At 66.0% G+C, this 21,250-nt stretch carries 22 protein-coding genes; 14 read left to right on the top strand and 8 right to left on the bottom strand.

What is annotated here, in order from left to right; all coding sequences use genetic code 11:
• Window positions 1-56: 56 nt before the first annotated feature.
• Entirely contained in the window at window positions 57-986 is a 930-nt protein-coding gene (locus ASE66_RS05570) for a TAXI family TRAP transporter solute-binding subunit (RefSeq protein WP_057188713.1), read from the bottom strand.
• Window positions 987-1,253: 267 nt separating this feature from the next.
• On the opposite strand from ASE66_RS05570, the gene ASE66_RS05565 reads away from it, so the two are divergent.
• Window positions 1,254-2,876, top strand: a complete 1,623-nt coding sequence (locus tag ASE66_RS05565; protein WP_200964544.1) for a glucan biosynthesis protein — start codon at window positions 1,254-1,256, stop codon at window positions 2,874-2,876.
• 9 nt (window positions 2,877-2,885) lie between these two features.
• Here the strand turns inward: ASE66_RS05565 and ASE66_RS05560 are convergent, their stop codons facing one another.
• Window positions 2,886-3,149, bottom strand: coding sequence for a hypothetical protein (locus ASE66_RS05560; RefSeq protein WP_156412011.1), 264 nt, complete (start codon window positions 3,147-3,149; stop codon window positions 2,886-2,888).
• A 114-nt stretch (window positions 3,150-3,263) separates the two neighbouring features.
• On the opposite strand from ASE66_RS05560, the gene ASE66_RS31950 reads away from it, so the two are divergent.
• From ASE66_RS31950 to ASE66_RS05510, 11 genes are all read left to right on the top strand, one after another.
• Entirely contained in the window at window positions 3,264-3,410 is a 147-nt protein-coding gene (locus tag ASE66_RS31950; protein WP_156412010.1) for a hypothetical protein, read from the top strand.
• A gap of 34 nt (window positions 3,411-3,444) precedes the next feature.
• A complete protein-coding gene (gene aztA / locus ASE66_RS05555) occupies window positions 3,445-4,170 on the top strand; it encodes a zinc ABC transporter ATP-binding protein AztA (RefSeq protein ID WP_057188523.1) in 726 nt (241 codons plus the stop codon).
• 24 nt (window positions 4,171-4,194) lie between these two features.
• Window positions 4,195-5,070, top strand: a complete 876-nt coding sequence (locus tag ASE66_RS05550; RefSeq protein ID WP_057188522.1) for a metal ABC transporter permease — start codon at window positions 4,195-4,197, stop codon at window positions 5,068-5,070.
• Window positions 5,071-5,106: 36 nt separating this feature from the next.
• Window positions 5,107-6,015, top strand: coding sequence for a metal ABC transporter substrate-binding protein (locus ASE66_RS05545; protein ID WP_057188521.1), 909 nt, complete (start codon window positions 5,107-5,109; stop codon window positions 6,013-6,015).
• A gap of 43 nt (window positions 6,016-6,058) precedes the next feature.
• Window positions 6,059-7,021: a CobW family GTP-binding protein gene (locus tag ASE66_RS05540; protein ID WP_057188520.1), complete on the top strand. Its 963-nt coding sequence runs from the start codon at window positions 6,059-6,061 to the stop codon at window positions 7,019-7,021.
• Between the two features lie 709 nt (window positions 7,022-7,730).
• Window positions 7,731-9,359 carry a B12-binding domain-containing radical SAM protein gene (locus ASE66_RS05535; RefSeq protein WP_057188519.1) on the top strand — a complete coding sequence of 543 codons (1,629 nt, stop codon included), beginning with the start codon at window positions 7,731-7,733 and terminating at the stop codon, window positions 9,357-9,359.
• A gap of 154 nt (window positions 9,360-9,513) precedes the next feature.
• Window positions 9,514-10,524 (top strand): WD40 repeat domain-containing protein, encoded by a 1,011-nt coding sequence (locus ASE66_RS05530; RefSeq protein WP_057188518.1) that lies wholly within the window; start codon window positions 9,514-9,516, stop codon window positions 10,522-10,524.
• A gap of 7 nt (window positions 10,525-10,531) precedes the next feature.
• The gene (locus ASE66_RS05525; RefSeq protein WP_057188517.1) at window positions 10,532-10,807 is read left to right on the top strand and encodes a hypothetical protein; all 276 of its coding nucleotides are present in this window, start codon (window positions 10,532-10,534) and stop codon (window positions 10,805-10,807) included.
• Window positions 10,808-10,872: 65 nt separating this feature from the next.
• Complete coding sequence (locus ASE66_RS05520) at window positions 10,873-11,085, top strand: antitoxin MazE family protein (RefSeq protein WP_057188516.1); 213 nt, start codon at window positions 10,873-10,875, stop codon at window positions 11,083-11,085.
• Window positions 11,082-11,435 carry a type II toxin-antitoxin system PemK/MazF family toxin gene (locus ASE66_RS05515; RefSeq protein WP_057188515.1) on the top strand — a complete coding sequence of 118 codons (354 nt, stop codon included), beginning with the start codon at window positions 11,082-11,084 and terminating at the stop codon, window positions 11,433-11,435. The genes ASE66_RS05520 and ASE66_RS05515 overlap by 4 nt, the downstream gene beginning before the upstream one ends.
• A gap of 103 nt (window positions 11,436-11,538) precedes the next feature.
• On the top strand, window positions 11,539-12,687 hold the full coding sequence (locus tag ASE66_RS05510; RefSeq protein WP_057188711.1) for a winged helix-turn-helix domain-containing protein: 1,149 nt from the start codon (window positions 11,539-11,541) through the stop codon (window positions 12,685-12,687).
• Window positions 12,688-12,693: 6 nt separating this feature from the next.
• Here the strand turns inward: ASE66_RS05510 and ASE66_RS05505 are convergent, their stop codons facing one another.
• The 3 genes from ASE66_RS05505 to galE form a co-directional block, all read right to left on the bottom strand.
• Window positions 12,694-13,938, bottom strand: a complete 1,245-nt coding sequence (locus ASE66_RS05505; protein WP_057188514.1) for a DUF459 domain-containing protein — start codon at window positions 13,936-13,938, stop codon at window positions 12,694-12,696.
• Between the two features lie 68 nt (window positions 13,939-14,006).
• On the bottom strand, window positions 14,007-15,242 hold the full coding sequence (locus ASE66_RS05500; protein WP_057188513.1) for a lytic murein transglycosylase: 1,236 nt from the start codon (window positions 15,240-15,242) through the stop codon (window positions 14,007-14,009).
• A gap of 110 nt (window positions 15,243-15,352) precedes the next feature.
• Window positions 15,353-16,342, bottom strand: a complete 990-nt coding sequence (gene galE, locus ASE66_RS05495) for a UDP-glucose 4-epimerase GalE (RefSeq protein ID WP_057188512.1) — start codon at window positions 16,340-16,342, stop codon at window positions 15,353-15,355.
• A gap of 321 nt (window positions 16,343-16,663) precedes the next feature.
• On the opposite strand from galE, the gene galU reads away from it, so the two are divergent.
• Window positions 16,664-17,542 (top strand): UTP--glucose-1-phosphate uridylyltransferase GalU, encoded by an 879-nt coding sequence (galU, locus tag ASE66_RS05490; protein ID WP_057188511.1) that lies wholly within the window; start codon window positions 16,664-16,666, stop codon window positions 17,540-17,542.
• Between the two features lie 63 nt (window positions 17,543-17,605).
• Here galU and ppa read toward each other — a convergent pair whose 3' ends face one another.
• Entirely contained in the window at window positions 17,606-18,145 is a 540-nt protein-coding gene (gene ppa / locus ASE66_RS05485; protein ID WP_057188510.1) for an inorganic diphosphatase, read from the bottom strand.
• Window positions 18,146-18,291: 146 nt separating this feature from the next.
• On the opposite strand from ppa, the gene ASE66_RS05480 reads away from it, so the two are divergent.
• Complete coding sequence (locus ASE66_RS05480; RefSeq protein ID WP_057188509.1) at window positions 18,292-19,014, top strand: fused DSP-PTPase phosphatase/NAD kinase-like protein; 723 nt, start codon at window positions 18,292-18,294, stop codon at window positions 19,012-19,014.
• Between the two features lie 9 nt (window positions 19,015-19,023).
• On the opposite strand, the gene ASE66_RS05475 is transcribed toward ASE66_RS05480, so the two are convergent.
• Together ASE66_RS05475 and hutX are read right to left on the bottom strand one after the other, a co-directional pair.
• A complete protein-coding gene (locus ASE66_RS05475) occupies window positions 19,024-20,367 on the bottom strand; it encodes a hypothetical protein (protein ID WP_057188508.1) in 1,344 nt (447 codons plus the stop codon).
• Window positions 20,368-20,708: 341 nt separating this feature from the next.
• The gene (hutX, locus tag ASE66_RS05470) at window positions 20,709-21,239 is read right to left on the bottom strand and encodes a heme utilization cystosolic carrier protein HutX (protein ID WP_057188507.1); all 531 of its coding nucleotides are present in this window, start codon (window positions 21,237-21,239) and stop codon (window positions 20,709-20,711) included.
• Window positions 21,240-21,250: the final 11 nt, after the last annotated feature.

Raw genomic sequence — 21,250 nt, 5'->3', positions numbered from 1 at the left:
AAAAGGCGAGGCCGGGTCGACCGGCCTCGCCTGGATTACGTCGGGCGGGAAGGGGCTCAGGAGCCGACCTTCAGGCCCTTCTCCTTGAGATAGCGCGCTGCGCCGGGGTGCAGCGGCACCGGCATGCCGTCGAGCGCGTTCTCGAGCTTGATCGAGCGGGCGGCGGCGTGGGCAGCGCCGAGATCGGGGAGGCTCTCGAAGACGGCCTTGGTCATCTGGTAGACCGTCTCCTCCTTCATGCCCTCATGGGTGGCGAGGTAGTTGACCACGGCGGCGGCGGGGACGGCGGCGGTCTGACCGGTATAGGTGTTGGCCGGGATCGAGACCTTGACGAACGGCGGGCCGGCCTTGTCGACGACCGCGGCAGGGACCTCGACGACGGTGATCTCGACCGAAGTCGCAAGATCGCGCAGCGAGGCGACGCCGAGCCCGGCCGATTGCAGGGTGGCGTCGAGCTGGCGGTTCTTCATCAGCTCGACCGATTCGGCGAAGGGTAGGTACTCGATCTTGCCGAGATCCTTGTAGGACAGGCCGGCGGCGGCGAGGATAGCGCGGGCGTTGAGCTCGGTGCCGGATTTGGGTGCGCCGACCGAGAGGCGCTTGCCCTTGAGATCGGCGAGCGTCTTGATGCCGCTATCCTTCGAGGCGACGATCTGGACGTAGTTCGGGTAGATCGCGGTGATGCCGCGCAGCTTCTTCAACGGCGTCTTGAAGCCGGCGTCCTCGTCGCCCTTCCAGGCTGCGTCGAGGGAATCGCCGAGGGTGAAGGCGATCTCGCCCTTGCCTTGCTGGAGCAGGACGAGGTTCTCGACCGAGGCCTTGGTCGCCTGCACGGTCGGGCGGACATTCGGGATCTTCTCGCCATAGATCTTCGAGAGCGCCACGCCGAGCGGATAGTAGACGCCCGAGGTGCCACCGGTCAGCACGTTGATGAAGTCCTGGGCCTTTGCCGCGACCGGTGTCACGGCGATGGTCACGGCAGTCATGAGGCCAGCAAATCCGCGGCCAGTGAACAGCGTCGTCATGGTTCCTCCCGAAACATGGTCCGGCTCGGACGGCCGGACTTTCCCTGTTGTAGGCGGTTCATGGCGGGAAAGAAAAGTTGTTCCAAAGCCGTAGGGCGTTCATTGCCGCGATTGCGCGCGATTTCCGCCCTGCTGCGGTCAGGAAGCTGATGAGATTGCCCTCGCCGGCTGGACAGGCTAGCCGGAAACACCATCTTCCGATCTTTCCCCGATGGAGCGCCCCGCCCGATGCAGCCGCGACAGCCGACCACGCCCCTGATCGACCGCCGCACCTTGCTCGCAGGCGCCGCCGGCACGGCCGCCCTCGCGGCGGCGGGTTTCTCAGGCCCAGCCTTGGCGCAGCAAGGGCTGAAGCTCGGTACGGCGGAAGCCTTCTCGTTCGAGGGTCTGAAGGCGCGGGCCCGCGATCTTGCCGGCAAGCCCTATGAGCCGCCGCCGAACCCCAAGCCCGATGTGCTCGAGAAGATCGACTACGACGCCCACGGCAAGATCAGGTTCAAGCCGGAGCTGGCGCTCTGGGCCAATGGCCCGTCGCCCTGGCCGGTGACCTTCTTCCATCTCGGCCGCTACTTCCAGAAGCCGGTGCGCATGCATGTCCTCGATGACGGCAAGTCGCGCGAGATCGTCTACGATGAGAGCTATTTCGAGATGCCGGGCGATTCCCCGGCCAAGCAATTGCCGCCGGGCGCCGGTTTCGCCGGTTTCCGCTTCCAGGAGAGCCGCTCTGGTCATCCCGGCCGCAAGGGCGAGAAGCTCGACTGGCAGAAGAACGACTGGGTCGCCTTCCTCGGCGCCTCCTATTTCCGCGCCATCGGCGAACTCTACCAGTACGGACTCTCGGCCCGCGGCCTCGCTGTCAATCCCGCGGTCGCCGACCAGCCGGAGGAGTTCCCCGATTTCACTCATGTCTGGCTCGAGACGCCCGGGGAGGCGGCCGAGCATGTCGTCGTTTATGCTCTGCTCTCGGGTCCGAGCGTTGCCGGCGCCTTCCGCTTCCGCATGCATCGCGGCAAGGGCGTCGACATGGAGATCGAGCAGGAGCTGCACCTGCGCAAGGATGTCGCACGGCTCGGCATCGCGCCGCTGACCTCGATGTACTGGTATTCCGAGACCGCCAAGACGACCATGGTCGACTGGCGGCCGGAGGTGCACGATTCCGACGGGCTCGCGCTCTGGACCGGCAATGGCGAGCGCGCCTGGCGCCCGCTCAACAACCCCCAGCGCACCGTCGCATCCAGCTTCGTCGACGAAAACCCGCGCGGCTTCGGCCTGATGCAGCGCGATCGCCTCATCGATCATTACATGGATGGCGTCTTCTACGAGCGTCGGCCGAGCCTGTGGATCGAGACGCTGGGCGGATGGGGCAAGGGCGCGGTCCAGCTGATCGAGATCCCGACCGATGATGAGATTCACGACAACATTGTCGCGATGTGGGTCCCCGAAGCGCCGGCCAAGGCCGGCAATGCCTATAATTTCCGCTACCGCCTGCACTGGCTCGCGGACGAGCCTTTCCCGCCTTCGCTCGGCCGCGTCGTCGCCACCCGGCTCGGCAATGGCGGCCAGCCCGGCACGGTGAGGCCCAAGGGCGTGCGCAAGTTCATGATCGAGTTCAAGGGGCCGGCGCTGGAGGACATCCCGTTCGGGGTCAAGCCCGAGGTCGTGCTCTCGGCCTCGCGCGGCTCGTTCTCCTACATCTTCGCCGAAGCGGTGCCGAACGATGTGCCCGGCCATTGGCGCGCGCAGTTCGACCTCACCGTCGACGGGATGGACCCGGTCGAGATGCGCTGCTTCCTGCGCGGCGGCGACAAGGTGCTGACCGAGACCTGGCTGTATCAGTATCTGCCGGCGTAAGGATAAGCCCTACCCCTCGATCTGGCGCTTCTGCACCCGGTCGACGGAGATGAACAGCGTGTTGGCTGCGCCGGGCTCGACGCAGAACACGTCGAAGCTCGGGGCTTCAGGATTGTCGGCTGGCATGTGCAGGGTCGCGGAGTCGTTGCGGCCGGCAAAGGCCATGATCCGGAAGCTGAGGCCGTCAGGCAGGACGACCTCGATCGCATCGGCCGGAATCTCGGCCGCGACACCGTCGCGTATCGCTTTGAAGGTCACCCGCTCGGTACTCACGCATGCACTCCCATCCGGCTGCAGTGGGCGAGAATGGATATCGACGCGCTTCGGCACTGGTGACAAGCGTCATCGTGCTTGCTCGCGGCCATGCGTAACATTATATCATTCGATATGGCCCATGATCATGCCCATCACCGCCATGCGGTCTCCGAGGCCCCCGGCTGGTCGCTGCTGCGGCTCTCTGCCGGGCAACGGCTCGGTCTGGCGCTTGGCGTGATCGTTGTGCTGTGGGCGGCGACCTTCACCGTCATTGTGTGATGAAGAATCTGGCGTGAACAAGAGTACCAAACCCATGCCCGCCATCCGTTTCAGCGATCTGACGCTCGGCTATGACCGCCATCCGGCGGTGCATCATCTCTCGGGCGAAATCGCGCCGGGCAGCCTGATCGCGATCGTCGGGCCGAACGGTGCCGGCAAGTCGACCTTGCTCAAGGCCATCGCCGGAGCGCTTTCGCCGCTCGACGGCACGGTGACGCTCGCCAAGGGCAAGCGCCTCGCCTATCTCCCGCAATCGGCCGAGCTCGACCGCTCCTTCCCGATCCATGTCTATGATCTTGTCGCCATGGGCTTGTGGGGCACAGCCGGCATCTTCGGCCGGATCGGCTTCGGTCAGCGCAGTAAGATCGAGGCGGCGATCGCCGCGGTCGGCCTCACCGGCTTCGAGGGCCGCAGCATCGGCACGCTCTCGGGCGGGCAGATGCAGCGGGCGCTGTTCGCCCGGCTCCTGCTGCAGGATGCCGACATCATCCTGCTTGACGAGCCGTTCACCGCGATCGATGCCCGCACCAGCGCCGACCTGCTGGCGCTGGTCCAGCGTTGGCATGGCGAGAACCGCACCGTCGTCGCGGTGCTGCACGACATCGAGACGGTGAAACGCGCCTTCCCGCAGACGCTGCTGCTGGCGCGCGAGGCGATCGCCTGGGGCGAGACCGGCGAGGTGCTGACGGCAAGTAATTTGCTCAAGGCGCGGCGCATGGTCGAAGCTTTCGACAGCCATGCTGCGCCCTGCGCCGCCTGAGTACAGCTACATAAGACAGGGCCGATGCTCTATGACCTCCTGATCGGCCCCTTCGCCGAATTCGACTTCATGCGCCGGGCGCTGGTTGGCGTGATGGCATTGTCGGTCTCCGGCGCACCTATCGGCGTCTTCCTGATGCTGCGGCGGATGAGCCTGACCGGCGATGCCATGGCGCATGCGATCTTGCCGGGTGCCGCGCTCGGCTATCTCGTCGCCGGCTTTTCGCTGCCGGCGATGACGCTGGGTGGGCTCGTGGCCGGCTTCGCCGTCGCACTCGCCGCCGGCGCTGTCGCCCGCCTGACCGTGCTCAAGGAAGACGCTTCGCTCGCCGCCTTTTACCTGATTTCGCTGGCGCTCGGCGTCACACTGGTCTCGCTGCGTGGCTCGGCTGTCGATCTCTTCCATGTGCTGTTCGGCAACGTGCTGGCGCTCGACGACGATGTGCTCGTGCTCCTCTCCGGAGTCGCCAGCTTGACGCTGACCATTCTGGCGCTGGTCTACCGCCCGCTCGTGCTCGAATGCGTCGATCCCGGCTTCCTGCGTTCGGTCAGCCGCTCCGGCGGCGTCGTCCACCTGACCTTCCTCGGGCTCGTCGTGCTCAACCTCGTCGCCGGATTCCACGCGCTCGGCACGCTGCTCGCAGTCGGACTGATGATGCTGCCGGCCGCAGCAGCACGGTTCTGGACCGCCGACATCACCCGGCTGATCCTGCTCGCCTCCGGCTTCGGCATGGCGTCCGGCTATATCGGCCTCGTCGCCTCCTATGCCGCCGGCAGCAATCTCCCGGCCGGGCCGGCGATCATTCTCTCGGCCGGCTCGCTCTATCTCGGCTCGCTCCTGCTGGGATCGCAGGGCGGACTTGCGCGACGCCTCTTGCCGAAGGCCCATCTCCAGCGTTAGTTATGTTATAGTGTTTCATATAACGCGAGAGATGCCATGCTGAACCGCCGCTCCGTCGTCCTTGGCCTTGCCGCCGGCGCCGTCCTGCCGCTGCCGGCTTTTGCCCAGGAGAAGCTCTCCGTCGTCGCGAGCTTTTCGATCCTCGGAGATTTCGTGCGCGAGATCGGTGGCGAGCGGGTCGCGGTGACGCTGCTGGTCGGGCCCGATGGCGACGCGCATGTCTATTCGCCGACGCCGGCCGACGCCAAGACGGTGGCAGGCGCCAAGCTCGTCGTCGTCAACGGGCTGAAGTTCGAGGGTTGGCTGACCCGGCTGATCAAGTCGTCGGGCACCAAGGCGACGATCGCCACCGCGACCACCGGCATCACCCCGCTCAAGCTGGCCGACGATCACGGTCATGGCCATGGCGGCGAGGACCCGCATGCCTGGCAGAGCGTTGCCAATGCCAGGCTCTATGTCGGCAATGTCCGGGATGCGCTGATCGCGGCTGATTCGGCTGGCAAGGCGGCCTATGAGGCCAATGCCACCGCTTATCTCGCCAAGCTCGATGGGTTGGAAAGCGAGATCAAGGCGACAGTCGCGCGCATCCCCGCCGACCGGCGCAAGGCGATCACCTCGCACGATGCCTTCGGCTACTTCGTCAAAGCCTATGGCGTCGCATTCATCGCACCGCAGGGCGTCTCGACCGAGGCCGAGGCCTCGGCCAAGGACGTCGCCCGCATCATCCGCCAGATCAAGGCGGAGAAGGTGCCGGCCGTCTTCCTCGAAAACATCACCAATCCGCGCCTCGCCGAGCAGATCGCCAGGGAGAGCGGGGCGAAGATCGGCGGGCGGCTCTATTCGGATGCGCTTTCGGCCGCTGATGGTCCGGCCGGGACTTACATCGCGATGATGAAACACAATATAAGCCAGATCGAGAAGGCGCTCGTCGCCGGCCCGGCCTGACCGGACCGCGATCGTAGCAGCGCCGCCAACCAGGTCGTTTCCCATGTCCGAGAAGATTCCCGTCACGGTGCTCACCGGCTATCTGGGCGCCGGCAAGACCACGCTCCTCAACCGCATCCTCACCGAGGACCACGGCAAGAAATTCGCCGTGATCGTCAACGAGTTCGGCGAGACCGGCATCGATGGCGACCTCGTCGTCGGCGCCGACGAGGAAGTGTTCGAGATGAACAATGGCTGCATCTGCTGCACCGTGCGTGGCGATCTGATCCGCATCCTCGACGGGCTGATGAAGCGCAAGGGCAAGTTCGACGCCATCATCGTCGAGACCACCGGCCTCGCCGATCCCGCCCCGGTCGCCCAGACCTTCTTCGTCGACCAGGATGTCGGCGACGCCACCAAGCTCGACGCGGTCGTGACCGTCACCGATGCGAAGTGGCTGAAGGACCGCCTCAAGGACGCGCCGGAAGCGAAGAACCAGATCGCCTTCGCCGACGTGATCATCCTGAACAAGACCGACCTGGTGACGCCCGGGGAACTCGCCGAGGTCGAGGCGACGATCCGCGCGATCAACCCCTATGCCAAGCTGCACAAGACGACGCGCTGCGAGCTGCCGATCGCCGAGCTGCTCGACCGAAACGCCTTCGATCTCGACCGCATCCTCGACATCGAGCCCGACTTCCTCGAGGCCGGCCACCACCATCATCATTCGGACGAGATCCGCTCGATGTCGTTCACGCTTCCCGGCGATGTCGATCCCGAGAAATTCATGCCGTGGATCAACGATATCAGCCAGGTGCAGGGCCCGAACATCCTGCGCTCCAAGGGCATCCTCGCCTTCAAGGACGAGCCGCGCCGCTTCGTCTTCCAGGGGGTGCACATGATCCTCGACGGTGACCTGCAGCGTGACTGGAAGGCTGGAGAGGAGCGCAATTCGCGCCTGGTCTTCATCGGCCGCGATCTCGACGAGGCGGCGTTGCGCAAGGGGTTCATGGCCTGCGCGGCCTGAGCAGCTCGTCATCCCGGAGCAGGCCGAAGACCCAGGCTTGTCTTCGGCCGCTCCCATGACGCGCTGGGATGGCCCACGGTTGCTGGCCGTCCCTTTAGCCCTCCAGCGTTCGGGTTCGTTCCGGTCGAAGGCGCGCGATCGCGCAGTCCGTCAGCCTCCCGGAGCCTGGCGGATTCAATAGCCCGGCCTAAACACGGGCTCGGCATGCGCTTTTCGCGCGCATTGTTACCCTGCGCGGCTCTCGCAGTGTTAGGTGAGCAGGTTTTTGCCCAAACTGCCGCCTCCAAGGCACAGGCGTGGCCCGTCCGGTTGAAGCCGGACCGCTTACCGACCTGAGCTCGGGTCTCCACCAGTCGAACTTGCCCCTGACCGAAACCGAGCACGGCTCCAGTTTCTGGAGGCTCCCCCGCATTTTCGTGCAACAGCCGGGCCGTATTTTCGCTGCGAGGCGGCATCAGCCCCGTCCAGCCCGCGCTCCGTGAAGCTCGATGTGTCTGGCATGGCCCTTGCCATGCGTGTCCTCGGAAGCTGGGGAGCCGGCTTGCGGGCAATCCGCAAATGCCGGGTGGGCACGGTCTGAATTCCATCCCGCTAGATCGATAAATCGACCCGGCCCGGGGTCCTTCAAGCTCTTCGGCGCGACCGAGCGCCTGCGTCTTCGATGTCATCGGCCGCGCACCGTCTTGCGCTGCACAGAGAAGGAGCCGGCATGCGAACCGCCCGCAATCGGGTCTTGATGATCTACCCGGCCTTCAACGCCAACTCATTCTGGAACTACAAGGCGACCTGCGCGCTCGCCGGAGCCCGGCACCCTGCCGCTCCGCTGGGATTGATCACGGTCGCCGCCCTGCTCCCCACGACATGGGATGTCCGCCTTGTCGACCTGAACACCGAGGAGCTCGGCGCACAGGATCTCGACTGGGCCGACCTCGTCATGACCGGCGGCATGCTGCCGCAGCAGGACGGCACGCTGGCGGTCATCGAGATGTGCCGATCGCGCGGCAAGCCCGTTGTGGTCGGCGGCCCTGATGCGACCTCCACGCCGGATATTTACGCCCGGGCGGACTTTCGGGTGCTTGGGGAGGCCGAGGAGATCATGACCGATTTCATCGCCGCCTGGACGGGCGGTGCGACGAGCGGTGTGTTTCGCGCCGAGATGGGCAAGACCGACGTCACCAAGAGCCCGACGCCGCGGTTCGACCTTCTCACCTTCAGGAACTATCTGCATGTCGGCGTGCAGTTCTCGCGCGGCTGTCCGTTCAATTGCGAGTTCTGCGACATCATCGAGCTCTATGGACGCGTGCCGCGCACCAAGACCAACGCCCAGGTCATGGCGGAGCTGGATGCCCTGTATGCGCTCGGCTATCGCGGCCATGTCGATTTCGTCGACGACAACCTGATCGGCAACAAGAAAGCACTCAGGCTATTCCTGCCGGCTCTCGCTGACTGGATGAGGGAGAAAAACTCCCCGTTCGAATTCTCGACTGAGGCCTCGATCAATCTTGCCGATGATCCCGCTTTGATGCAGGCCATGAGCGAGGCCAATTTCTTCACGATTTTTGTCGGCATCGAAAGCCCGGACGCCGATACGCTGATCTCAACGCAAAAGAAGCAGAACACCCGCCGCAGCCTGGAGGAGAGCGTCCACAAGATCTACCGGGCAGGGCTGTTCGTGAACGCCGGTTTCATCCTGGGTTTCGACAGTGAAAAAGGCAGCGTCGCACGCGGCATGATCGACTGCATCGAGGATACCGCGATCCCGGTCTGCATGGTCGGCCTGCTCTATGCCTTGCCAAACACCCAGCTGACGCGGCGCCTCGACCGCGAAGGCCGCCTGACCCTTCCGGATGATGCCGATCGTTCGCAGGGGCTGGGCGACCAATGCACTGCTGGCCTCAACTTCGTGACCAGCCGCGCGCGTCGCGCCATTCTGTCGGACTACAAGGCGGTCCTGGAAGCCGTGTACGCGCCCAGCGCCTTCTTCGGCCGCGTTCGGCGGGTCGGGCGGATGCTCGATTGTACAAATCGCCGGCTGGAATTGCCCCGGTCGATGGAGTGGCAGGAGCTGAAATCGTCCTGGCGCCTGTTCTGGTCCATGACGGTCGCGAAGGGGGATGTGCGGCGCGAATTCTGGAGGACGGTGCTCGACTGCCTCGTCCATAATCGTCAGGCGCTGCCCTATGTGCTCATGATGGTCGCGCTCTATCTGCATCTCGGCCCGTTCTCGCGGCATGTCATCGCCCAGTTGCAGCGGCAGATCGACAATCTTGCCGAGGCTCAATCCGCAGCCTTTCCCGCCCTGCCGGATCGACCGAAGGTGGCCGCGGTCGCCCTGTGAAAGCGGCTCGCGCATGACGGCGCCGCGCAGGCACGCCTTGTTTGCCGGCGCGTTCCGTCCAGCTGGAACCGGCTGAGCGAAATCAGAAAGTCGGGCATGCTTCGATCGCAAAAGTGGGTCCCACTTTTGCCCAACATGCTCTAGACCGGCAGCCATGGATTCGATCGCCAAACCCGTCTCGCTGCGCGAGCATGTCGTTCCCGTCGATGCCGGCGAGCATGTCGTCAGCGCTTTCTGGCTGAAGCAGACTTTGGCCTTCGCGCTCGCGGATGGCCGCGTGCTGCGCTGGCGCGATGGCGAGACGGAAACTGTCGAGGCCAATCGTGGCGGCCTGCTCTGCGCGGTCTCGGATGGCGCGCGGCTGATCAGCGGCGGCGATGACGGCCGCGTCGTTGCGACCTCTGCCGATGGCGAGCCGGAGGAGCTGGCGCTCGATCCGAAGCGGCGTTGGATCGACGCCGTGACGGTGTCGCCGGCCGGCAGCCTCGCCTGGAATACGGGCCGCACGGTCCATGCCCGCGACGACAAGGGCAAGCTCAAGTCGATCGAGGTCGCCTCGACGCCGCAGGGCCTTGTCTTCGCGCCGAAGGGCTATCGGCTCGCCATCGCCCAGATGAACGGCGTGCTGCTCTGGTACCCGAACACCGAGGCCAAGCCCGATTTTCTCGACTGGAAGGGCTCGCATCTCGAGGTGACCTGGTCGCCGGACGGGCGCTTCGTCGTCAGCGCGATGCAGGAGAATGCGCTGCATGGCTGGCGCCTCGGCGAGAAGCCGAGCCATATGCGCATGACCGGCTATCCGGCCAAGCCGCGCTCGCTGTCCTGGTCGCATGACGGGCTCTGGCTCGCATCGTCGGGAGCCGACGCCGCGATCGTCTGGCCCTTCCAGGGCGAGGGCCCGACCGGCAAAGCGCCGCGCGAATGCGGCGCCCGCCACGCCAAGGTCACGCGCGTCGCCTTCCATCCCAAGGCGCTGGTGCTGGCGATCGGCTATGATGACGGCTGCATCCTGATGGTGCGCCTGACCGACGCCTCGGAACTCCTGGTTCGGCCGGCGCAGCGCGGCAGCGGTATCACCGCCTTCGCCTGGGACAAGCTCGGCAAGCGCCTCGCCTTCGGGGCCGAAGATGGCGCGGCCGGCGTGCTGACCCTGCCGGGGGGCTGAGGACGCGATGCGCTTTGGCCTGTTCGGCAGGGACAAGCGCGACGCCGCCGCGGCCGATGCCGCGGCGCAGGTCAAGCGGCAGGTGCGCGAGCTGCTCGACCTGCCTGACAACGCCGTGATCGCTGTCAACGAGATCCTCTGCGCCGATCCCGCCTGCCCGGGGACCGAGACCGTGATCCTGGTGATGAAGCCCGGCGAGAAGACCAGGGCCTTCAAGGTCCAGATGGCGCTGGCGGAGCTGACGCCGGAGGCGTTGGCGCAGGCGTTGGCCGCGGCGCAGTAAACGCCTGCCTTTTCTGACATCCCCTGCCGTGCTAGGTTACATGTAACCAAAGCGAGGGCTGTGTCATGACCTCTCCCGGCAGCAAGCTGAAGGTTCGCCGCCATCGCGAGCGGCTGCGTGAGCAGGGGCTGCGGCCTATCCAGATCTGGGTTCCGGATGTCCGGGCCGCCGGGTTCCGAGCAGAAGCTCATCGCCAGTCGCAGGCGGTGGCGCGGAGTGCGCAGGCGGTGGAAGATCAGGCCTTCATCGATGCGATCTCGATCGGTGACGGTGAGTGAAACGCGGCGAGATCTGGACCGTCTCGGGCGGCCCGGACTATGCCGGCAAGCCGCGCCCCGTGGTGATCGTTCAGGACGACAATTTCGAGGCGACCGCTTCGATCACCGTCTGCGCGTTCACCACAGATGCGACCGAGGCCCCCCTGTTCCGGCTGCCAGTGACGCCACACGCCGGTAACGGCCTGCGTTCGCCTTGCCGACTGATGGTCGACAAGCTCACCACGGTCCCGAAGATCAAGCTGGGAGAGCGGATCGGACGGCTCGGCGACGAGGATATGATACGGCTCAACCGGGCTATCGCGGTGTCCTTGGGACTGGCGGGGGCGTCGCGAGCGAGCGGCGACGAATGAGATTCCGGGCGGCCCCACTTTCACCGCCGACAGCCCCTGTCAGGAATGCGGGCGCTTGCCACTTATCGGCCGATCGGCTTGCCGCTAGTTTGCCGTGATGGCGATGCGACCGCGAAAAATCCTGAAGCTCGACAAGGCGGCGGCACGCCGGATCTGGCTCAAAGCCCAGAATCTCGACACGCGCGAGCCGTTTGGCGCCGGACCGGAGGCAACGGCGGCCGCGGTCAGCCATCTCGGCTATGTCCAGATCGACACGATCAATGTGGTCGAGCGCTGCCACCACCACATTCTCTACAGCCGGATTCCTTGCTATCGCCGCGACGACCTCGCGCAGGCGCAGTCACTGGACAAGTCGGTGTTCGAGTACTGGACGCATGCTTTGTCCTATGCGCCTACCGCCGACCTCCGCTATTTCCTGCCCGCGATGAAGGCGCATCGCGCCGAGCCGAAGCGCTGGGCCTCGGTCGGCAGCCGCGAGGAGACACGCAAGCTGCTGCGCCGCATCCGCAAGGACGGCGCGCTCACCATCCGCGACATCGACACCGATGTGCTGGTCGAGAAGACGCATCTCTGGGCGAGCAAGAAGCCGTCCAAGGGCCTGCTCGAACGCGCCTTCTACGATGGCGAGCTCGCGATCTCCGCCCGTTCCGGCATGCTCAAGACCTATGAGCTGATCGACCGGCATTTCGGCTGGGAGAAGCAGCCGGCGCCGGCGTCAGAACGACAGGTCGTCGCCTACAAGCTCGACCGGGCATTGCGCGCGCAGGGCATCGTCAGTCTCGATTCGATCTGCCATCTCGATGCGCCCAGCAAGAAGGCGATCGCTGAGCTGATCGCTGGGCGAGTCAGGCGCAAGGAACTGGTGCCGGTCGCGATCGACGGCGCGGAAAAGACTCCGCATTGGGCGCTGCCGGAGGTGTTGGAACCATCCGAGCCAGCCGACGAGAGCCTGATCCACATCCTCTCGCCCTTCGATCCGCTGATAATCCAGCGCAAGCGGCTGAAGCTGTTCTTCGGCTATGACCACCTCTTCGAGGCCTATCTGCCGAAGGAGAAGCGTGTCTTCGGCTATTTCGGGCTGCCGGTGCTGGCGGGGGACCGGATCGTCGCCGTCGCTGATCTCAAGACTGATCGGGCGGCGCGCAAGCTCTTGGTGCAGCAATGGACCTGGCTGGAGCCCGAGCCATCGCCTGACCTGAAGCGGCAGGTCGAGGAGGAGATGGGGCGCTTCGAGCGCTTTCAGCTGGCCTGAGCGGCCTCAGTTCGGGCGCGGCCAGCGGAAGTCGTCGGCACGACCGGGGCGCGGCTCGGGGGCGATGCCCTGGCCGAAGACGCGGTCGAGCCCTGCCGCGACGTCGCCGCGGCCACGCGCTTCCTGGATCGAGGCGATCAGCGCAACATCGCCACCTGGGGAGACGGCGCCGGTCAGGGGCAGGATCGGGCCTGCGAGCGGCCGCAGCGGTACCACCGGGACAAGTGGCAGATCGGTCGGTATGCCGCTGACCATGCGGTCGATCAGGCGCTCGATATCGGCGGGCTGCGGCGCGGGTGCAGGCGCACCATCGGCATCCGGTGGGCTGGGCAGGGCGATGACATTCTGCGTCGGCGTCCGTTCCAAGATGCGGCGGATGACGACGTCGACGAAATGTGCAGCCTTGCGGGCGCCGGCCTTGGTGAAATGCACGCCGTCCCCGAGCCGCAGGCGGGCGATCTGGCCGTTCACGTCCGGTCCCGTCGCGGTATAGCGGTTCTCGGTGTCGACATAGGCGCCCCAGAGGTCGACGAACTGGCCGCCGCCCGCCTCCGCGCCCTTGCGGAAGAGGTCGTTCAGCGTGGTGAGATCTGCCGACAGGCGGGCATTCTGCATCGGCGGCGCGCCGACCCAGATCAGCGGCACGCGCCTGGCGCTGAAAGCCGAGGCTACGGCCTCGATCCGCGCCTTGTAAAGCTGGAGCCAACGCTCGCTCAGCGGCTCATGGGTGATCTCGCCCTCGCGGATCACCTGGCGGTCGTTCGGGCCGAGGACGATGACCGCGACCATGACCTTGGCGTCGGCGGCGAGGAGTTCCCCGGCTGCCTTCGGCCAATCGTAGAAATCGGTCCGGACCAGCCCGCTATCGGCCTTGGCCTTGTTCACCACCGCGACATCGGCACGGTCGCCGAGGCTGTCCTCGAGCCCTTCGGCGATCTGTCCGGCGAGCGTGTCGCCGATCACCAGGACATGGTGGTTGACGTCGACCTTGGGGATGATCGGATCGTCGCGGACGACGACGCGGGTCGGGGTCCGGCGCTGGGCCGGTGCGACGCGCTCGCGTGGCTGCCGTTGCTGGACCGTCGACCTCTCCGGAATCTGCCAGAACATGTTGAACAGGCTGCGGCCTTGCGGCGGCGCTTGCGGTATCCGACCCGGCGGCACCGGGTTCTGGGCGATCGAAATCGGCCCGCCCGTCGCGAGCACGAGCAGGGCTGCTGCCAGAACCATGAAGAGCGAACGCGGGCGCATCGTGCTCTCGATCGGCGCCAGTCAGAGGCAAGCGCCGCCAGGCAATATAGTCGCGATTGCCCGCTTCGTCAGCGGGGCGCCTTCATCCGTGCCAGCAGGGCCGGGGTCGGGTAGCCGTCGGCAAGCATGCCGACACGCAGCTGGTACTGCCTGACCGCTTCGCGTGTGCCGGTGCCGATGCGCCCGTCGGCATCGTGATTGTAGAGGCCGAGGGCTTTCAGCCGGCGCTGGACGTCGGTGGTGCCGGCCTTGTCGAGGCGCGGCGCCTTGACCGGCCATTCCCCCTGCAGGGCGGACTTGCCCACGATCCGGTCGCCGAGATGGCCGACGGCGAGGGCATAGGCGTCGGAGGAGTTGTACTTCTTGATGACGTCGAAATTCGCGGTCAGCAGCATGGCCGGCCCGGTATGCCCTGCCGGATAGAACAGCCTGGCTTCGCCAGAGGAGGGCAGCGAGCCACCATCGGCGCGGCGCACGCCGGCGGAGCGGAAGGCCGAGAAGCTGGTGCGGTAGAGGTTGTGATCGAAGCCATCGGGGATCACGACCTCGATGCCCCAGGGCAGGCCGGGGGTCCAGCCATAGCCCTTGAGGTAATTGGCGGTCGAGGCGATGGCGTCGCTTGTCGAGGTCCAGATGTCGGCATGGCCGTCGCCGGTCTGGTCGACCGCGTATTTCATGTAGCTCGACGGCATGAACTGGGTGTGGCCCATCGCGCCGGCCCAGGAGCCGCGCAGTTCGCCGCGCTCGACATAGCCCTTCTCGATCAGCTCCAGCGCGGTCAGGAGCTCGTCGCGGAAGAAGTCGCCGCGATAGCGGATGTTCGCCAGCGTCGCGAGTGAGCGGATCACGTCCTTGTCGCCCTTGAACGAGCCGTAATTGGTCTCCATCCCCCAGATGCCGAGGATGATCTCCTTCGGCACGCCGTAGCGCGATTCAGCCTGGGCCAGCACGCTGGCATGGGCGTCGAGCATCTCGCGGCCGCGCGAAATCCGGCCGCCACCGACGGCGCTGTTGAGGTAGCTCCAGATCGGCGCGACGAATTCCGATTGCTTGCGGGTGAGCACGACGATCGACGGGTCTGGCGTCACGCCCTGGAAGGCCAGGTCGAAGGTCTTGCGTGAGATGCCGCGCGCCTGCGCCATCGGCCAGAGCGTCTTCAAGAAACCATCGAAGCCCGGCGCGGCCGGGCGCGCCTCGGGCTTGGGGGTCTGCGCCCGTGCCGGATTGATCGAACCCGTCGTCTGCGCGAGCGCCGGCCCGAGGCCGAGCGCTACGGCGAAGGCGAGAACGGTGACGGGGCGCATGGTTGCTCCTCTGGCTCGGTCGCGGGCTCTTTCCACCACAGCGCCCGAACGAGGTTAACCATGGGTTAACGCCGCGCCAAATCCCTTGTGAGGGCTGAGTAGATTGCGCCTTAGCTGGCGTTGCGCTTGCGCAGACTCTCCTCCCAGGCCAGCGCCTGGGTGACGATCTCAGTGAGATCGTCATGCTCGGGCAGCCAGCCGAGCTCGGCGCGGATGCGGTCGGCCTTGGCGACGAGCGCAGCCGGGTCGCCGTCGCGGCGCGGCGACAGACGGACCGGGAAATCCACGCCCGAGACCTGCTTCACCACCTCGACCACTTCCTTGACCGAATAGCCGCGGCCGTAGCCGCAGTTCAGCGTCAGGTTCTCGCCGCCAGTACGCAGATGATCGAGCGCCGCCAGGTGGGCGCGGGCGAGGTCGGTGACGTGGATGTAGTCGCGGATGCAGGTGCCGTCTGGCGTCGCATAGTCGGTGCCGAAGATGTCGAGGCCGGCGCGCTGGCCGAGCGCCGCCTGGCTCGCGACCTTGATCAGATGGGTGGCGTTGGCGCTGGACTGGCCGGAGCGTCCCTTGGGATCGGCACCCGCGACGTTGAAATAGCGCAGCGCGACATAAGTCAGGCCATGGGCGCGGGCGACGTCGCCGAGCATCCATTCGCTCATCAGCTTGGAGCGGCCATAGGGGTTGATCGGGTTGAGCGCGATCTCCTCCGGCACCGGCGAGACCGGCGGCTCGCCATAGACGGCGGCGGTCGAGGAGAAGATCACATGCTTGACGCCGCCACGTACGGCGCTCTCCAGCAGAGCGCGCGTCTTGACGGTGTTGTTGTGGTAGTAGCCGAGCGGATCGGTCACCGAATCCGGGACGACGATCTTGGCGGCGAAATGCGCGATCTCGCTGATGCCGTGCTCGGCGATGGTGCGCTCGACCAGGGCCTGGTCGCCCATGTCGCCGCGCACGAGCGTCGCTTCCTGCGGCACTGCCCACCAAAAGCCGGTCGAGAGATCGTCGAGCACCACGACCTTCTCGCCGCGGTCCAGGAGCTCGAGGACCATGTGGCTGCCGATATAGCCGGCGCCGCCCGAAACCAGAATTGCCATCTTCGTCTCCTCGTCACGTGATCCGCATAAACCGGAATCACGACAGTTCGAACCAGCTTTCCGGCTGCTCATGGCTATTCTCGGGCACCGCCCTGGTGAAGCCGTGCAAGGCCGCGGGGGAGGGCCGCAAATCCGGCACGTTACGCCAAAAGCGTTGACGTATCGGCAAGGGGCGACTGGTATTCAAAAGCGGGGCCGGCCCGGCTTTCGCCAGATTCGCAAGCCAGCCTTGAGCGGCCGGCATGAATCGGGCGAAGCCGGCTCTCCCGAAGCCCTCCGACCTCAGCAGGCGCGCGCCATGGGCGCGCGAGATGGACGCGCATGATCAAGAAAATCCGCAAGGCGGTCTTTCCCGTCGCTGGTCTCGGCACCCGGTTCCTGCCCGCCACCAAGGCGATCCCGAAGGAGATGCTGACCATCGTCGACCGGCCGGTGGTCCAGCACGTGGTCGACGAGGCGCGCGCCGCCGGCATCGAGCATTTCGTCTTCGTCACCGGTCGCAACAAGGGTGTGATCGAGGACCATTTCGACATGGCCTACGAGCTCGACGACACGCTCGCCAAGCGCGGCAAGGTGAAGGAGCTGGAGGCGCTCAAGCTCGACCTGCCGGCTGCCGGCACGGCGAGCTTCACCCGCCAGCAGGCGCCGCTCGGCCTGGGCCACGCTGTCTGGTGCGCGCGCGACATCATCGGCGACGAACCCTTCGCCTTGCTCCTGCCCGACATGCTGCACCATGATCAGGGCAAGGGATGCCTCGCCGAGATGATCGAGGCTTACGAGAAGCATGGCGGCAACCACATCGCGGTCGCGCCTGTGCCGGAAGACCAGACCCATCAATACGGCATCGTCGGCGTCGCCGATGCCAAGGCCAAGGTCTCGCAGATCAGCAGGATGGTCGAGAAGCCGCCGAAGGGCACGGCGCCATCGAACCTGCACATCACCGGCCGCTACATCCTGCAGCCGACGATCTTCGACCTGCTCGCCAACCAGGAGAGGGGCGCCGGCGGCGAGATCCAGCTGACCGATTCGATGATCGCGCTGTCGCAACAGGAGAAGTTCTTCGCCGTGCGTTTCGACGGCGACATCTACGATACCGGCTCGAAGATCGGCTTCCTCACCGCCAATGTCGCCTATGCGCTGGAGCGCGGCGATCTCGGCCCGCAGCTGCGCGGCGAGCTCGAACGGCTGCTGGAGCGATAGGGCAATGCCAAATCGCCATGGCCGGGGCGAACCCGACCATGGCGAGATCGGTGCAGCGGGGCTTCAGCCCTGCTTGGCCTTCTTTGCACGCTCGATCGCCTCGACGATCAGCTGCTTGGCCTTGGTGGCGTCGCCCCAGCCGGTGAGCTTCACCCATTTGCCCGGCTCGAGATCCTTGTAGTGCTCGAAGAAGTGCTGGATCTGGTCGAGCGTGATCTGCGGCAGATCGGTGTAGTTCGTCACGTTCTCGTAGCGCTTGGTCAGCTTCGGGACCGGCACGGCGATGATCTTCTCGTCGCCGCCGCCCTCGTCCTCCATCATCATCACGCCGATCGGCCTGACCGCGATATAGGAGCCCGGCACCAGCGGGCGGGTATTGGCGACCAGCACGTCGCAGGGATCACCGTCTTCCGACAGCGTATGCGGAATGAAGCCGTAATTCCCGGGATAGCGCATCGGCGTATAGAGGAAGCGGTCGACGAAGAGCGTGCCGGCTTCCTTGTCCATTTCGTACTTGATCGGCTCGCCGCCGATGGCGACCTCGATCACGACATTGACCTCTTCGGGGGGATTCTTGCCGATGGCGATGGCGTCGAGCCGCATGTACCTGACCTATCGATGACAAAACTTCGGGCGCCTTATGCGCGTTCCAGCAGCAAAGGCCAAGCCCGGGCTTTAGTCGCAAGGGCTTATCGATTTGCGCAAGCCGACGGGCGCTGCTATCGGGCCGGCATGACAGGTGCGATCCCATGCTGAACCGCTGGCGGCGGCCGGAAGACCGCTATGCAAGGCGCATGGCGCGGATCGCGCGTTGGGACCGCCCCTTGCGCGGCCGGCTCGATCGCGCGCGTGCCTGGGCCAACATGCTGCTCGTCGACCACGGCATCTTCCGGCTCGCCTATCTCAATGCGCATCGCGTCACGCCGCAGCTCTGGCGCGCCGCTCAGCCGGCGCCCGGCGACATCGCCTGGTTTGCCCGCCGGGGCGTGAAGACCATCGTCAACCTGCGTGGCGGCCGCGAGCACGGTGCCTGGCCGCTGCAGAAGGAAGCGTGCGAGCGCCACGGCGTCGCGCTCGTCGAGTTCATCCTGCGCTCGCGCGGCGCGCCCGACCGCGACACCATCCTGGCGACGCCGGCCTTCTTCGCCGAGTTGCAGACGCCCGCTCTGGTCCATTGCAAATCCGGCGCCGACCGGGCGGGCTTCTTCGCCGCGCTCTATCTGCTGGTCCATGAGAAGCGGCCGCTCGCCGAGGCGATGGCCGAGCTCTCGCTGCGCTACGGCCATTTCCGCTTCGCCAAGACCGGCATCCTCGACGCCTTCTTCGAAGCGTATGCCCGCGAAGGCGCCAGCAAGGGCATGCCGTTCCTCGACTGGGTGGCGAGCGAGTACGAGCCGGAACGGCTCGAGCGCGAGTTCAGGCCGGGCTTCTTCTCCTCGCTGCTCGCCGACCGCCTGATCCGGCGCGAATAGCCAGCGCTGCTAGCTTGCAACCGCCATCCGCCGCTCGCCGATGGCGGTCCAGGTCAAGCGCAGATGCAGCAGGAGCCGCGCCAGCGAGATCAGGCTGATTACCGCGAGCAGCGTCGGAGACAAGCTGCCGAACCCCCAGATCACGATCGCCGCGGCGGCCAGCGCCACCGCATTGGCCGTCATCTGGCTGTGCGGGCGCGATGAGAACGCGCCCATTTCCTGCAGCGGGCCGGCCATTGCGCTGCAGCAATAGAACAGCGCCATGATCGCCATCACTTCGCCGATGCCGCCCCATTTGGTGCCGCTCAGGAAGAGTTCGTCCGCTCCGAGCGCGACAAGGGCGATGGTGATGAAGAGTGCGGCCGCGATCGCCACCATGCCAAGCGTGAGCAGGCGCGCGCGCCTTTGCCGATCGCGACCCTCATGCTTGCGCAGATCGTTCATCACCAGGGGGACTGTCACGGTGCCGAACATCTGCGCCGGCATGTCGAGCAGGCGCGTCGCCAGCGCCACATGGGCCGCCAGGACAGGACTGCTCGCCAATGGTAGGGCCAGCAACGGCGCCGCCGAGAAACCGAAGGCGAGCACCGCCGAGGGCAGGAGGAAGGTCGGCGAGCTGCGCCATTGCCAGGCTGCCGAGGCCAGTTCCACAATTGACCAGAGGGACGGGTGCATCAACCGCACCAGGGAGCCGCGTCGGCGCCAGGCGAGATAGCAGGCCGCGACGACATGGCCGAAGGCGTCCGCAGTGAACAACGCCAGGGCGGTCGGCCCGAGCGGCCAGATCAGCAGGATCATCATCCCTGGCTGGACCAGTGCCTGGACGACATTGCTGTTGCCGATCGTGGCGAAGTCGCCTTCCGCCGTGGCCTCCGCCAGAAGCAGCCGGATCACCGCCCGGCTCGCCAGCGAGATCAGGAAGAGTGCGCCGAAGCCGCGCAGGATCCAGCCCTGCGATGCAGTAAACAAGACTGCGATCGTCGCCGCGCCAAGAAAGATCGCACCGGCAACAACAGCCAGGCGGAAGGCCCGGCCGAGCCGCAGCCGGTCGCTATTCTGGAAGAACACGGCCTCGAAGCGCAGCAGTGCGGCGATCGACCCGACATTCGCCAGGGCCGCGAAGATCGCGAAATCGGCGAAGACCTTGGGTGGGCAAAGGGCGGCTGCCAGCAGCAAGCCCCAGACCGAGAGCAGGCGCGCCTGCACGAAACGCAGCGCCAGCATCGCCCCGTTGCGGAAGCTCGCGCTCTGGGTGAGCGATGTCAGCTCGGCCTTGGGGTCGGTCGTACGCGCAGTCGGGCCGATGAGCCCCTTGGCCAGGCTGGCCCGTGCCAGGGCAAGCTGCGCTGCCATCTCAGCGTCCTCAGCCGGAACCTCGAGCAGGTCTCCTGCGCTCGCCGGCCGGCCATGGCGCTCGCCTGTCGGAGCCCGTACGTGATCAATCGGGAGGATCACGTTACTTCGCTCCGCGAGTAGGAGGCTGCGCCTCTATGGTTAACGCTTGGTAAATCCCCGACCTTTCACGGATGCCTGCAGAAGCTGCTCCATCGATATGATGCGGCTTATGGCGGAAGCGTGGCGATTGAGATCATTTGTCAGTTATCGGTTGCGAGCAGGTCGGCGACGAAGACGACAGCCTCCGTCAACACACGACGGAGGCCCTGTGGCAACCAACCCGGCAAAAAGGGAGGGTGTCAGCCGAAGCTCGCCTTCAGCGCCTCGAAGCGGGCGACCTGATCGGCCAGCAGGTCGCGCGCCTCGTCGCGACGGACGAAGACCTTGAACATCGCTTCGCCGGCGCCGTTGAAGAACTGCACCGAGCAGGAGCGGCGGCCATGGAATTGCCGGTCGACCAGGTAGATCGCTTTGCAGTTGCCAGCCTTGATGTGCCCGCCGATCGGGCTGTCGCCATGGATGTTGTAGTAGCCATGGCCGAAGGAGCCGACCGGCAGCGAGCCCTCGCATTCGAGCACGATGTCCGGCGTGTGCACGATGAAGAGCACCGTGCCCCAGCCCGAAAGCTCCTGCCAAAGCGCCTCGAAGCGCTCGGCCGCGATGAAGCGGCGCTGCTCGTTCGGCGTCGCCTCCAGCACGGCGAGGGTCGAGACGCCGTGCTCGCGCGCGACCGCCTCGATCACCCCGTCCGGCTTGGCGGCGAGCGCCGCCCGGACCTTCTCCATGGCATCGGCGGAAGCAGTCGGCGCCAATGTTTCAGCGAGTGACATCGTTTCTGCCT

Source organism: Allobosea sp. Root483D1 (assembly GCF_001429505.1).
Taxonomy (GTDB): domain Bacteria; phylum Pseudomonadota; class Alphaproteobacteria; order Rhizobiales; family Beijerinckiaceae; genus Allobosea.
This window is presented reverse-complemented; position numbering and strand designations above follow the sequence as displayed.

Coding starts and splice junctions, on each gene's coding strand:
- ASE66_RS05570 (WP_057188713.1), bottom strand. CDS start 986: ATGACTGCCGTGACCATCGCCGTGACACCGGTCGCGGCAAAGGCCCAG.
- ASE66_RS05565 (WP_200964544.1), top strand. CDS start 1,254: ATGCAGCCGCGACAGCCGACCACGCCCCTGATCGACCGCCGCACCTTG.
- ASE66_RS31950 (WP_156412010.1), top strand. CDS start 3,264: ATGGCCCATGATCATGCCCATCACCGCCATGCGGTCTCCGAGGCCCCC.
- aztA (WP_057188523.1), top strand. CDS start 3,445: ATGCCCGCCATCCGTTTCAGCGATCTGACGCTCGGCTATGACCGCCAT.
- ASE66_RS05550 (WP_057188522.1), top strand. CDS start 4,195: ATGCTCTATGACCTCCTGATCGGCCCCTTCGCCGAATTCGACTTCATG.
- ASE66_RS05545 (WP_057188521.1), top strand. CDS start 5,107: ATGCTGAACCGCCGCTCCGTCGTCCTTGGCCTTGCCGCCGGCGCCGTC.
- ASE66_RS05540 (WP_057188520.1), top strand. CDS start 6,059: ATGTCCGAGAAGATTCCCGTCACGGTGCTCACCGGCTATCTGGGCGCC.
- ASE66_RS05535 (WP_057188519.1), top strand. CDS start 7,731: ATGCGAACCGCCCGCAATCGGGTCTTGATGATCTACCCGGCCTTCAAC.
- ASE66_RS05530 (WP_057188518.1), top strand. CDS start 9,514: ATGGATTCGATCGCCAAACCCGTCTCGCTGCGCGAGCATGTCGTTCCC.
- ASE66_RS05525 (WP_057188517.1), top strand. CDS start 10,532: ATGCGCTTTGGCCTGTTCGGCAGGGACAAGCGCGACGCCGCCGCGGCC.
- ASE66_RS05520 (WP_057188516.1), top strand. CDS start 10,873: ATGACCTCTCCCGGCAGCAAGCTGAAGGTTCGCCGCCATCGCGAGCGG.
- ASE66_RS05510 (WP_057188711.1), top strand. CDS start 11,539: ATGCGACCGCGAAAAATCCTGAAGCTCGACAAGGCGGCGGCACGCCGG.
- ASE66_RS05505 (WP_057188514.1), bottom strand. CDS start 13,938: ATGCGCCCGCGTTCGCTCTTCATGGTTCTGGCAGCAGCCCTGCTCGTG.
- ASE66_RS05500 (WP_057188513.1), bottom strand. CDS start 15,242: ATGCGCCCCGTCACCGTTCTCGCCTTCGCCGTAGCGCTCGGCCTCGGG.
- galE (WP_057188512.1), bottom strand. CDS start 16,342: ATGGCAATTCTGGTTTCGGGCGGCGCCGGCTATATCGGCAGCCACATG.
- galU (WP_057188511.1), top strand. CDS start 16,664: ATGATCAAGAAAATCCGCAAGGCGGTCTTTCCCGTCGCTGGTCTCGGC.
- ppa (WP_057188510.1), bottom strand. CDS start 18,145: ATGCGGCTCGACGCCATCGCCATCGGCAAGAATCCCCCCGAAGAGGTC.
- ASE66_RS05480 (WP_057188509.1), top strand. CDS start 18,292: ATGCTGAACCGCTGGCGGCGGCCGGAAGACCGCTATGCAAGGCGCATG.
- ASE66_RS05475 (WP_057188508.1), bottom strand. CDS start 20,367: ATGGCAGCGCAGCTTGCCCTGGCACGGGCCAGCCTGGCCAAGGGGCTC.
- hutX (WP_057188507.1), bottom strand. CDS start 21,239: ATGTCACTCGCTGAAACATTGGCGCCGACTGCTTCCGCCGATGCCATG.